General features: G+C 49.5%; 10 protein-coding genes and 2 tRNA genes. 6 read left to right on the top strand and 6 right to left on the bottom strand.

All coding sequences use genetic code 11. The features are described from left to right. On the bottom strand, positions 1-348 hold the full coding sequence (sdhD, locus tag AC4GL5_RS01595) for a succinate dehydrogenase, hydrophobic membrane anchor protein (protein ID WP_077242786.1): 348 nt from the start codon (positions 346-348) through the stop codon (positions 1-3). Next, positions 342-719: a succinate dehydrogenase, cytochrome b556 subunit gene (gene sdhC, locus AC4GL5_RS01590; RefSeq protein ID WP_490381033.1), complete on the bottom strand. Its 378-nt coding sequence runs from the start codon at positions 717-719 to the stop codon at positions 342-344. The genes sdhD and sdhC overlap by 7 nt, the downstream gene beginning before the upstream one ends. 369 nt (positions 720-1088) lie before the next feature. On the opposite strand from sdhC, the gene gltA reads away from it, so the two are divergent. The 3 genes from gltA to AC4GL5_RS01575 all read left to right on the top strand — a co-directional run bounded on the left by gltA (position 1089) and on the right by AC4GL5_RS01575 (position 5403). Continuing rightward, complete coding sequence (gltA, locus tag AC4GL5_RS01585) at positions 1089-2375, top strand: citrate synthase (RefSeq protein ID WP_490381032.1); 1287 nt, start codon at positions 1089-1091, stop codon at positions 2373-2375. Positions 2376-2471: 96 nt separating this feature from the next. Then, positions 2472-3347 (top strand): NAD(P)-dependent oxidoreductase, encoded by an 876-nt coding sequence (locus AC4GL5_RS01580; RefSeq protein WP_490381031.1) that lies wholly within the window; start codon positions 2472-2474, stop codon positions 3345-3347. A gap of 118 nt (positions 3348-3465) precedes the next feature. After that, positions 3466-5403: an HD domain-containing phosphohydrolase gene (locus tag AC4GL5_RS01575; RefSeq protein ID WP_490381030.1), complete on the top strand. Its 1938-nt coding sequence runs from the start codon at positions 3466-3468 to the stop codon at positions 5401-5403. A 161-nt stretch (positions 5404-5564) separates the two neighbouring features. Here the strand turns inward: AC4GL5_RS01575 and AC4GL5_RS01570 are convergent. From AC4GL5_RS01570 to AC4GL5_RS01555, 4 genes are all read right to left on the bottom strand, one after another. Continuing rightward, positions 5565-5640 (bottom strand) — tRNA-Glu (locus AC4GL5_RS01570). Positions 5641-5690: 50 nt separating this feature from the next. After that, positions 5691-5766, bottom strand: a tRNA-Ala gene (locus AC4GL5_RS01565). A gap of 141 nt (positions 5767-5907) precedes the next feature. Next, on the bottom strand, positions 5908-7392 hold the full coding sequence (gltX, locus tag AC4GL5_RS01560; protein WP_490381029.1) for a glutamate--tRNA ligase: 1485 nt from the start codon (positions 7390-7392) through the stop codon (positions 5908-5910). 168 nt (positions 7393-7560) lie between these two features. Next, complete coding sequence (locus tag AC4GL5_RS01555) at positions 7561-8367, bottom strand: carbon-nitrogen hydrolase family protein (protein ID WP_490381028.1); 807 nt, start codon at positions 8365-8367, stop codon at positions 7561-7563. 215 nt (positions 8368-8582) lie between these two features. Here AC4GL5_RS01555 and AC4GL5_RS01550 point away from each other — a divergent pair, with 215 nt between their 5' ends. The 3 genes from AC4GL5_RS01550 (at position 8583) to AC4GL5_RS01540 (ending at position 11617) form a co-directional block, all read left to right on the top strand. After that, positions 8583-10013: an AmpG family muropeptide MFS transporter gene (locus tag AC4GL5_RS01550; protein WP_490381027.1), complete on the top strand. Its 1431-nt coding sequence runs from the start codon at positions 8583-8585 to the stop codon at positions 10011-10013. Beyond that, complete coding sequence (locus tag AC4GL5_RS01545) at positions 10010-10480, top strand: transcriptional repressor (protein WP_490381026.1); 471 nt, start codon at positions 10010-10012, stop codon at positions 10478-10480. The genes AC4GL5_RS01550 and AC4GL5_RS01545 overlap by 4 nt, the downstream gene beginning before the upstream one ends. Before the next feature lie 378 nt (positions 10481-10858). Further along, entirely contained in the window at positions 10859-11617 is a 759-nt protein-coding gene (locus AC4GL5_RS01540) for a transporter substrate-binding domain-containing protein (RefSeq protein ID WP_490381025.1), read from the top strand. Positions 11618-11716: the final 99 nt, after the last annotated feature.

The raw sequence follows: 11716 nt of genomic DNA, 5'->3' as shown, positions 1-11716 counted from the left end.
TTACGCTCCCCAAAGAACTTGAACACCCCATACCACATAGGTAAACAGGGCTAGGTTACATACTGCCTGGAAGACAAAACGGATCCCCGTTGGCTTGATATAGTCTGTGGAAATCGTCCACAGACCGATCCAGGCATGGGCAGCAATAGACAGAATCGTCAGGAACGTAAAGATACGAACCCAGGTCTGCTGAAAGAAACCAGACCACTGTGCGTAATCCAGATCAGAAGTCGTCAGGAAATAACCAACGATAAAAACGCTGTACAGAGCCAGAACAACCGCACTAAAACGCTGTAACAACCAGTCTGACAGGCCGCTACGACCGAAATTCGTTACGTTGGTTACCATACCCACACCCCTGCCAGTACAATCAGAATTACAGAAATCACCAGCGTCAGCTTGGCGCCCAGACGGCCACCTTCCAGGGTTTCACCGATACCAGCATCCATAAACAGGTGCTTAATACCCGCTACCACGTGGTAGGCCAGTGCGGAAAGAAGTCCCCAGAGTACAAACTTGGCGAATGCACCCTCCTGCAGAGTCTCTTTAACTGCATTGAAGCTTTCTTCTGATTCCAGAGAAGCATCAAAAGCCCAGAACATGAACGCCAGTCCAACAAACAGAATAACGCCCGTGATACGGTGCAGAATCGAAGTATACGCAGGGAGAGGGAGCTTGATAGTTGCTAGATCTAAGTTTACAGGTCTTTTGCTATTCACGGCTCTTACACACTCTCTATGCCCTTTCTTAGGGCTTATGGTTTCTGGTGGTTGCGTCCTTATATATAGAAGCAGGAGCCGGTTAATAAACCATTTCACTTACCTATTTATATAAGGCTGCACCACCGCCAATCGTGCGGCAGGAATTATAGTGACTCGCTATTCTGATTACAATAAAACCAAAGGCATAGCCGAAGCATAAATCCCTTAACTTACCGCACATTTGATTCCTATCCGATTCTAACAAGCAGTAGCTGCATTGCTGCTACCTTTTTGGGTAATTGACAATCCTGCTTATCCTTCTATATTTGTGCAGTCCGCGATTTTGGGCATGGCAAGTATGAATTAACAATTAGAAAGGAGGCCATAATGGCTGACAAGAAAGCGATCCTGACGGTACCAGGGCTTGACGAACCAATTGAACTGCCGATCTATAGCGGCACAGTTGGCCCTGACGTTATCGACGTACGCGGCTTGACCTCCAAGGGAATGTTCACTTACGACCCAGGCTTTGTCTCTACTGCATCCTGTGAGTCATCAATCACTTACATTGATGGCGCGAAAGGCGTACTGCTGCACCGCGGCTACCCAATCGAGCAACTGGCAAAGCAGTCAGATTACATTGAACTGTGCTACCTTCTGCTGAATGGCGAACTGCCAAGCCCAGAAGAAAAAAAACAATTTGAGTCAACTATCACCTATCACACCATGGTGCATGAGCAACTGACTCAATTCTACAAAGGCTTCCGTCGTGACGCACACCCTATGGCAATTTTGTGTGGCGTTGTTGGTGCACTCTCTGCGTTCTACCACGACTCCCTGGATATCAATAACCCACGTGACCGTGAAGTTTCAGCATTCCGCCTGATCGCGAAAATGCCGACTATCGCAGCAATGTGTCACAAATATTCAGTGGGCCAACCTTTTGTATTCCCTCGCAACGACTTTAACTACGCTGAAAACTTCCTGTACATGATGTTCAGCACGCCTTGCGAAGAGTACAAACCAAATCCGGTATTGGCCAAGGCTATGGATCGCATCTTTATGCTGCATGCTGATCACGAGCAAAACGCCTCTACCTCAACAGTCCGCCTGACCGGCTCAACAGGTGCCAACCCATTTGCCTGTATTGCAGCCGGTATCGCTGCTCTATGGGGGCCGTCTCACGGCGGAGCCAACGAAGCCGTACTGGAGATGCTGGATGAAATCGGTGAAGACTCCGAAGAAAACATTCAGCGCTTTATCGCCAAGGCAAAAGACAAAGAAGACCCATTCCGTCTGATGGGCTTTGGTCACCGTGTTTACCGTAACTTCGACCCGCGCGCGAAAGTTATGAAAGAAACCTGCGACGAAGTTCTGAAAGAGCTGGGCCTGGAAAACGACCCTCAGCTCCACATCGCCAAACGACTGGAAGAGATCGCACTGGAAGACGAGTACTTCGTACAGCGCAAACTGTATCCGAATGTAGACTTCTACTCCGGCATCATCCTGAAAGCGATTGGCATTCCAACCAACATGTTTACAGTAATCTTTGCACTGTCGCGCACTGTTGGCTGGATCTCTCACTGGAAAGAGATGGTCAGCGGTGAAAACAAAATCGGGCGCCCTCGTCAGCTGTACAAAGGTTCCGATGCGCGTGATTTTCCTGCAAAATAAGCGCAAATGCGTTCCATTTAAAGGGCTGCTTTGCAGCCCTTTTTTCTTATCAAAAACGCTAGTAACACATTCACAAAACAAGAGGAAATAATAACAATGTCACTCAACCTCGCATTTATAGGCCTTGGCGTCATGGGCTACCCAATGGCAGGTCACCTGGCGAACGCCGGCCATAAGGTTTGCGTCTACAACCGAACGACCGACAAAGCGGTAAAGTGGGCTGAAACCTATGGCGGCAGCTTTGGAGCGACACCAGCCGAAGCAGCCAAAGGAGCCGATATTGTATTCTGCTGCGTCGGCAATGACGACGACGTCAGAAGCGTCACAACAGGCGAAAACGGCGTCATCTCCGGCATGAAAAGCGGCAGCATCCTGGTGGATCACACCACAGCTTCTGCAGAACTGGCCACTGAACTCGATACCGCCTGTCGCAAAACTAACCTACACTTTATCGACGCTCCGGTTTCCGGTGGCCAGCAAGGCGCAGAGAACGGCAAGCTGACCATTATGTGCGGTGGCGAAGAGGATGTTTTCGCAAAAACCCAGAACGTCATGACCCTTTATGCCCAAGCTGTAACCCTGATGGGCCCGGCAGGCGCCGGACAGCTCACCAAAATGGTCAACCAGATCTGCATTGCAGGCTTGGTACAAGGCCTATCTGAGGGACTTTATTTTGCAGAAAAAGCCGGACTGGATCAGAACAGGGTTATTGACGTTATTTCAAAAGGTGCCGCAGGCTCCTGGCAGATGGTCAATCGACACCAGACGATGATCAATGACGAGTATGAACACGGCTTTGCAGTTGACTGGATGCGCAAAGACCTTGACATCTGTCTAAACCAAGGACGCAAGATTAAGGCTAAACTACCGGTCACGGCACTTGTCGACCAATTCTACGGAGAGGTACAGGCGATGGGTGGCGGTCGCTGGGATACATCCAGCTTACTCAAACGCCTGAAAGCAACAGACTAAATACATTTTTGTAATAGCCGGATACAATTTTAAGTGTACAATTCAGGCATTTGATTTTATAAGATGTTTTCTTTTTTCTGAAACATTCCAGCCATTCTGACAAAGAGGATTTGGTACCTTGGCGACCGAGACACCCAACGCACAACGGGACAATCAATCTGAGCCACAAGGCCAGCTCTTGACCAAACCTGAGAGCATCTACGGGCTTCTCAACCGCCTAAAGGATAACCACATTCCACTTAAGCTACACTTCAATACCGTTGAAGGCGTTTACAGCACCATTATTCTCAAGGTTGACCTTAAGGATCGTCACTTTATCGTCGACCAGGTTACCCCGAACTGGGGAGATCGCGTCATGGCTAAAAGTGGCGCCTTCATGTTTGAGGCCTATTACGACGGTTGTCGAATCGCCTCATCCATCCTGAAAGCTGTGGGCAAGGGTGTTCAGGATGGCCAGACAATCTATAAGATCCCGTTCCCCGACGAGCTGGATTATTTCCAGCGTCGCCAATTTTATCGCGCACAAATTCGTCGCGGTGTTATTATCGATGCCGTTCTGGATTCCAGAGACTTTGCAAAAGCCATTATTGGTGAACTGAAAGATATCTCTGCCCAAGGCTGCCAAATCGAAATTGACGGTGATTACCGTGAAACATTGGGCAGCCAGGCCGTACTTGACAACTGCTCCATTACATTCCCCAATCAACTATCAATCAGCACCGCAATCCAGGTTCGCCACGTCGGGTATGATGACAAAAACGATCGGTCCAGCTGCGGCTGCCTGTTCGTCGACCTCCCCCCCATGGAAGAACGGAAGGTTTCATACGCGGTAGCGGAGATTCAGAGAGAAGTTGCCCGACGCACAAGTGACGGCAGCTCACGCTACATATCTCCCCTTTATGAGCCCAAACCCATGGAAGAAGGCGAAGGCGGAGAGACAGCTCCTTCTGAAGCCAGTGACAAGCCTCGCCGCAAAAAAGCAGCCAAACAGGCTAAAGCGAGCACCGGCGGCACAGACACCACTGATAACGACAACACAGAAGACACGACGGAAGAAACGGTTGAAGATAACTCTATTCAGTCCGGCATTAACGAGCTGAAGCAGCAGAAAGAAAAAGCCAAACTGCAGGAGCTGTTCAAAGAGTTTCGCATCTACCACACCAATGCCATCGCTTGCGTCAAAGGCTTACTGGCTCAACTCAAGCAGAAGCAGACGCTCAAACTTCAGCCAGCCTATGATGTCTCAGAACAGCTGGCCAGCGCTCTTGAGCAGAATCCTCATGTTCTTCTCGCATTAACAACGCTTCGGGATGCACAGGATTATATCCCTCAGCACAGCGTCAGCTTTGGTATACATCTGGCCTATTTCGCCAAGAGCATGGGCTACACCGGCAATCTATCAGATCTTGTTTTAGCCGGCCTTGTACATGACCTGGGCAAGAACACCCTGCCAAGCATGATCATGTTCAAACCAGATCGCCTGACACAGCAGGAACTAAAAACCATGCAACGTCATGTGATCACAACCCACAAGGCACTAACAGAAGCCAGTGATGATCTTCCAAAAGAAGTCATGGCTGTTGTTTTAGGCAACACAGAACGACTGGATGGTAGTGGCTACCCACGAAAGCTTAAGGCAGAGAAAATATCTGGCCTTGCCCGAATGGCAGCGATTGTTGATGCCTACGACGCCATGACAACAGACCGCAACTACGCAAAAGGCATGCTACCGGCACTGGCCTTCAAGACCCTGATGAACAGTGACAAGCAGTTTGACCGGCTAATGGTGCAACGTTTTATTAAATGCGTTGGCCTGATGCCTGTTGGCTCCTTTGTTCGTCTTTCATCCAACAAACTCGGCTTTGTTCTGACACTGGACACGGAAACAGCAAAACCTGCCATGGTTCGCGTGATTTACGACGCCGATAATAAGCAATTGATTACGCCGGATGATTTTGATCTAACCGACCCGGTAAGCTCCGCCAGTGTAGGCACCATTGTGCGCCCGGAAGACCCTAGCAAATACTTCGTAAACCGCTTACTGATGATGGACTAGTTCCTGAAAACCCCATAGAAGGCGACAAGAACTCAAGAGGCTCTTTTTTCAGAGATGAAGGAAGGGCTTTTTTTGTAGCTTGAGGCAAATTTCAGACATAAAAAAACCGCCCATCTGGCGGTATTTTTATCTCTTTTCGACTCAATCTTCAGAAGAAAAGATGGCGTCCCATAGGGGGTTCGAACCCCTGTTACCGCCGTGAAAGGGCGGTGTCCTAGGCCACTAGACGAATGGGACGCATAGGACTGAAGTTATTGATAGATCTAACCTCAAATCATACAAGATATTGGTGGAGCCTAGCGGGATCGAACCGCTGACCTCAACACTGCCAGTGTTGCGCTCTCCCAGCTGAGCTAAGGCCCCGTCTCAAGTACGGGACGAATAATACTGATCCACCCCGTACGGGTCAACACTTTTTTTCAAAAAAATTTCATTTATTAAGAAAACTTATGCAGACAAATCAACCGGTTAGCCGGAAAGGCTTATCCCGCAAGGGACTTCCCCTTACTGGTTTAACGCAGCAAACTCTTTTTCCAGCTTCTTGGTTTGCTTCTTGGAAACACCACCCAAAACGTCAACCGCATGACGCAGACGGGCACGGGTCATATCCGGACCGATAATCGCCATAGAATCCAGCACGGAAGAAGAGGTTGCAGAACCCGCGATAGCCACAAAGATCGGCTGCAGGAAGTCTTTGATTTTTACCTCAAAGTGATCCGCCAGCATCTTCACATCAGCAAAGATATTGTCTTTGTTCCATTCACGCAGCGCTTCCATCTGCCAAAGGGTGAACTGTAGCTGTTTCACAACATCCGCTGTTTCCGCCTTGATATGGGCAAAGCTCTCCTCGGTGATCGGCAGCATACCGGAGAAGAAGAAGCCCGCCAGCGGTGCAATATCGCTGAAAGTTTCCACACGGCCTTTGATCTGAGGAATGATCTGACTGACATACTCAGGATTAAAGGCCCACTTCATCACTTCCTGCATAAACTGCTGATCATCCAGGGTTTCGCGGATATACAGGCCATTCAGCCAGGACAGTTTCTCAACATCAAATACCGGACCACCCAAAGACACACGCTGAATATCGAAGTTTTCGATCATCTCATCCAGAGTGAAACGCTCACGCTCATCCGGCATCGACCAGCCCATACGACCCAGATAGTTCACAACCGCCTGCGGCATAAAGCCCATGCGACGATAGAAGTTGATCGAGGTTGGGTTCTTACGCTTGGACAGTTTGGACTTATCGGCATTACGCAGCAGCGGGAAGTGACACAGAACCGGCATATCCCAACCGAAGTATTCATACAGCAGCTTATGCTTAGGTGCTGAGTTGATCCATTCTTCACCACGAAGCACATGGGTGATCTTCATCAGATGATCATCCACCACGTTCGCCAGGTGATAGGTCGGCATGCCATCGGCTTTCAGCAGAATCTGACAATCGATTTGGCCCCAATCGATCTCGATCGTGCCACGCAGCATATCTTCAACCTGACAAACACCTTCTTCAGGAACACACATACGGATCACATATGGCGCGCCAGCGGCTTCACGGGCTGCGACCTCTTCCGCAGGCAGTGCCAGATCACTCTGTTTCAGAGCCGTATGCTTGCCCTCAGCCTTACGGGCTTCACGCAGCTCATCCAGCTCTGCGCTGGTACGATAACAGCGGAATGCTTTACCTTCATTTTCCAGACGGTACGCGTAATCGGCGTACATATCCTTACGCTCAGACTGACGGTAAGGACCGTACTCACCACCCACATCCGGCCCTTCATCCCAGTTCAGACCTAACCAGCGCAGGGAATCAAAAATCATCTGTTCCGATTCAGCACTACTACGTGTCTGATCGGTATCTTCAATGCGCAGAATAAATTTACCGCCATGCTTACGGGCAAACGCCAGGTTAAACAGAGCAATATAAGCGGTACCAACGTGGGGATCACCGGTTGGTGATGGAGCAATACGGGTGCGAACAGTCATGATATTCCGTTCTATCCTGTGATGATGAATGGGAGAAATAATTGCGGCCAATTATAGTCGAGGGGCTGTCAGACCAACAGCCCCTCGACTAAGTTATCAGGCGGCTGCCGATAAAACTTTACGTTTATTCAGAACGCCCAAGCGCAAAAGGTATGAGCGATACTTTTTCTATAGGCGTCTATGCAACCAACTGGGCAGCTGCTGACGAATCTCTTCAAACCGGCTGACTTTAAGCGCTGCGACGATAACACCTTCGCCGGTCTCCAGCTCAGCCAACTTCTCGCCCCAGGGATCAAGCGCCATAGTCCGCCCCCAGGTTTTGCGACCACTATCATGATCACCACCCTGAGCCGGTGCCAACAGATAACACTGGTTTTCAACTGCCCGGGCTTTCAGCAACAGCTCCCAATGAGAGCGACCGGTCGGAACGGTAAAGGCGGAAGGCACTACCAGAAGGTCCACATTATCCAACGCCCGGAAAAGCTCAGGGAAACGCAGGTCATAGCAGATCCCCAGTCCCACACGCCCCCACGGAGTATCAAAGCACACCGGTTGCGCACCCGCTTCGATACTGGCGGATTCGTTATAGCTCTCTTCACCTTTCTGGAAACTGAATAGGTGGATCTTGTCATAACGTGCGACACAAATACCTTCAGGATCAAAAACCAGCGTGGTATTAGTCACATGATCCGCCTGCTTACCTTTCAAAGGTAAAGAGCCTGCCACCAACCAGATGTTCAGCTTACGGGCCAGTGTGGATAAACGCTGCTGAATCGGACCATCGCCAAAGGCTTCAGCAATCTCAAACTTCGCCCGCTCATCATGGTGCAACAACGTGAAATACTCCGGCAAAGCCACCAGCTGTGCTCCCTGCTCTGCTGCCTGAGCCACCCAATATTCCGCACGAACCAGATTCTGTTCCAGATCTTCACCGGACACCATCTGCACTGCTGCTACTTTTAAATCTGCCAGCATTATTGATTACCTATTCACTTTGCAGCTATTTCATTCGGAGCACATGATCAGGAAATAGGCCCCGAATATGAAGTCATTTAATAAGACGCAGTATAACAACAGCTTTGCCCCTCGGCACAGCAGGGCTTCTTGCGTACAATGGATGGTTTTAGCGTGATCGGCCAGCCGAACAACCTTATCCATAAACGCTGGCCCGACAGAAATTGGATGTAAATTTGACCACACAGCAAAACCCACGGCTCAATTTTAAAGATCTAATGGCAGCCTGCTTCAACCGCCGCATGCTGGTGACCTTTGTGATGGGCTTCTCCAGCGGCATGCCTCTGCTGCTGACGATTTCCGTTCTTCAGATTTGGATGCGTCAGGAAGGTGTTGATCTTTCCACCATCGGCTTGATGGCATTAGTTGGCTTGCCCTATACGTTGAAATTCGTCTGGGCTCCTTTTCTGGATAGCTTCACTCTACCTTTTTTGGGACGTCGCCGAGGCTGGCTGCTGCTGATCCAGTTGTTGCTGGCTCTCTCTATTGCCAGTCTTGGTTTATCAGATCCTGCTTCATCACCCTGGCTGATCGCTTTTCTGGCCTTACTAGTGACCTTCTTCAGCGCCAGCCAGGATATTGTGATTGACGCCTACCGTCGTGAGCACCTGCATGAAAATGAGCTGGGTATGGGTTCCAGCCTCTATGTTTACGGCTACCGCACCGGTATGTTACTGGCCTCCGGTGGTGGACTTGTATTAGCCGACAGCATCGGCTTTGCCGCGGTTTATATGCTGATGGGGCTCTGCATGGGTATCGGCATGGTCACCACGCTGATGGCACCGGAGCCGCAGGTTGCTGTCGCACCGCCCTCCAGTCTTAAAGCTGCTGTTGTTGAACCGTTCAAAGAATACTTCACCCGAGACAGTGCCTGGACCATCCTGCTATTTATTCTGCTGTATAAACTGGGTGATACACTCGCCAGCGCCATGACCAGCCCCTTCTATGTTGACTTGGGGTTTAGCTCAGAAGAGATCGGCTATACCGTTAAATTTTTTGGTTTCTGGGCAACGCTGATCGGTGCATTTCTCGGCGGAGCCCTGATCATCAGGCTGGGTATTTATCGCGCACTCTGGCTGTTTGGCATTCTACAGATGGCCAGTACAGCAGGTTTTGCTCTGTTGACAGAGGTGGGTTACAACCTGAATATGCTGGCTGCGGTGATCGGTTTTGAAAACCTCACTGCCGGAATGGGCACTGCGGCCTACATGGCCTTTATGGCCTCCCTGACCGACAAACGCTTTACCGCAACTCAGTACGCCCTGCTCACCAGCCTGATGGGCGTGCCCCGCACGCTGATCTCAGCTCCAAGCGGCTTTCTTGCCGAAGCCGTCGGTTGGACAGAATTCTTTATTCTCTGCACCCTGATCGCCCTGCCTGGATTATGGTTACTGCGTCATTTTTCTGATTGGCACAGCCATACAGACCAGAAAGAAGCAGATCAAAGAGAGCCTGAGCCACAAAACGATTCAAAGAATCAACCTAAGCCGCCCTACCGCTCAGGAAATGAACGATCAATCACATTGGAAGAGTTGAAACAGATCACAAGGACCAACCCCAGCTTCAGCAAAACAGCCTCAGCAAACATCAAGGAGCCACAGGCATGATAAAAAGAGATGTTGATCAGACCATCAGCCATGCCCTGAAATCCTGTCAGGATTCCGGTGTCCGCCTGACACCCAAAAGAGAAAAAGTGCTGAGAGTTCTGCTGGAAGCCAACTGCCCACTATCCGCATATGATGTTGTGGAGCAGTTTCGCGTTAATTATTCAGAGAACCTACCTGCGATGAGCGCCTATCGCATACTCACTTTTCTTTTGGATAATGGCTTTGTCCATAAGCTGGAAACCACCAACCAGTTTCTCACCTGCAACCATATTCGCTGTGATCATCCCCACCAGCCGCCTAAGTTTCTTATCTGCGATCAGTGCAACACCGTCAAGGAGCTGAGTATCAACCAGGAGACGCTGAGTGAACTAAACCGCGGTATCGAAGAAGCAGGCTTTACTCTGGTAAGAAAACAGCTGGAGCTGCACGGTCTGTGTGATCAGTGCCAAAAAGACACCAAGATTTAACCTTTCTGAGTCGACATCAATGCAATTAAGGCCTCAACTGAGGCCTTTTTTATGCTTAAAACACCCGCTTTGTCGTAAACGCCACCAATGGCAACAGACTTAATATCATTAGAGATCATCAAGATATCAGAACATAAAATTAATCATAAAAAGATAAATCAACCAAGAAAAACGTAAAACAGCAACAAAACAAAGACTTATAAACCAATAAACTGAATATATAGCCTATCAATTAGCCTAAGAAAAACAACAAAACCTTTCGCGCACTAATTATTTCGTAGTATGGTAATTCACTCATAACGCCCGCAAGGCGAATAAAATCAAGAAAAACACGCACAGATAGGCCTGATTGCACCCGGCCGGACACAAGGAGTTAATATGTCTATGAAATGGTTTAAAGCCGTTGGCTTAGGTATCGCACTAAGCTCAGTTACTACCCTGGCTAGCGCTGATACGCTGAAAGCGGTTACCGACCCCAGCTTTGTTCCTTTTGAGATGATGGATCCGGCCAGCGGTGAAATGATCGGCTTTGATATGGATATTCTGGCGGAAGTCGCCAAGCGTGCCGGTTTTGAGTACGACCTGAAAACGATGGATTTCAATGGCATCATCCCTGCCCTGCAAACCGGCAATGTAGACGTGGCTCTGGCTGGCATCACCATTACTGAAGCCCGCGAAAAGATCGTTGATTTCTCAGACCCTTATTACGATTCAGGTCTGCGTATTCTGGTTCGTGCTAACAACAATCAAGTTAAAACCATTAAAGACCTGGATGGCCTGAAAATCGGTACAAAAATCGGCAGTACCAGCTATGACTTCCTGGTAAGCCAACTGGACAATGACGACACCATCACGCCTTACCCTGGCAGTGCCGATATGTATATGGCTCTGATGTCCGGTGCTGTGGACGCTGTTTTTTATGACGCCCCGAACGTTGGCTATTTCTCCAGTACTAAGGGTCAGGGACGTACCAAAACGGTAGGTCCGCTGTATGAAGGTCAGCAGTACGGCATCGCTCTGGTTGAAGGCAGCCCATGGGTTGGCAAAGTGAACGAAGCCCTGGCTGAGATCAAAGCCGATGGTACCTACAAAGCCATTTACGAAAAATGGTTCGGTGCAATGCCAAAGAGTAAATAATACTCAGAACTCGCATGCCACCGATAAGCACGCATAATATCGAAGTCATGCACTTCAGGCAGGAGGCGCATTTCTCCTGCCCATTCCTCTGCTAAACAA

The organism is Oceanospirillum sp., from assembly GCF_982874595.1.
Note: the sequence above shows the minus strand (reverse complement) of the source record. Positions and strands in the feature narration are given on the sequence as shown.

Excerpts from the sequence above, each read along its gene's own strand:
- sdhD (WP_077242786.1), bottom strand. The coding sequence starts at position 348 with ATGGTAACCAACGTAACGAATTTCGGTCGTAGCGGCCTGTCAGACTGG.
- gltA (WP_490381032.1), top strand. The coding sequence starts at position 1,089 with ATGGCTGACAAGAAAGCGATCCTGACGGTACCAGGGCTTGACGAACCA.
- AC4GL5_RS01580 (WP_490381031.1), top strand. The coding sequence starts at position 2,472 with ATGTCACTCAACCTCGCATTTATAGGCCTTGGCGTCATGGGCTACCCA.
- gltX (WP_490381029.1), bottom strand. The coding sequence starts at position 7,392 with ATGACTGTTCGCACCCGTATTGCTCCATCACCAACCGGTGATCCCCAC.
- AC4GL5_RS01555 (WP_490381028.1), bottom strand. The coding sequence starts at position 8,367 with ATGCTGGCAGATTTAAAAGTAGCAGCAGTGCAGATGGTGTCCGGTGAA.
- AC4GL5_RS01545 (WP_490381026.1), top strand. The coding sequence starts at position 10,010 with ATGATAAAAAGAGATGTTGATCAGACCATCAGCCATGCCCTGAAATCC.
- AC4GL5_RS01540 (WP_490381025.1), top strand. The coding sequence starts at position 10,859 with ATGTCTATGAAATGGTTTAAAGCCGTTGGCTTAGGTATCGCACTAAGC.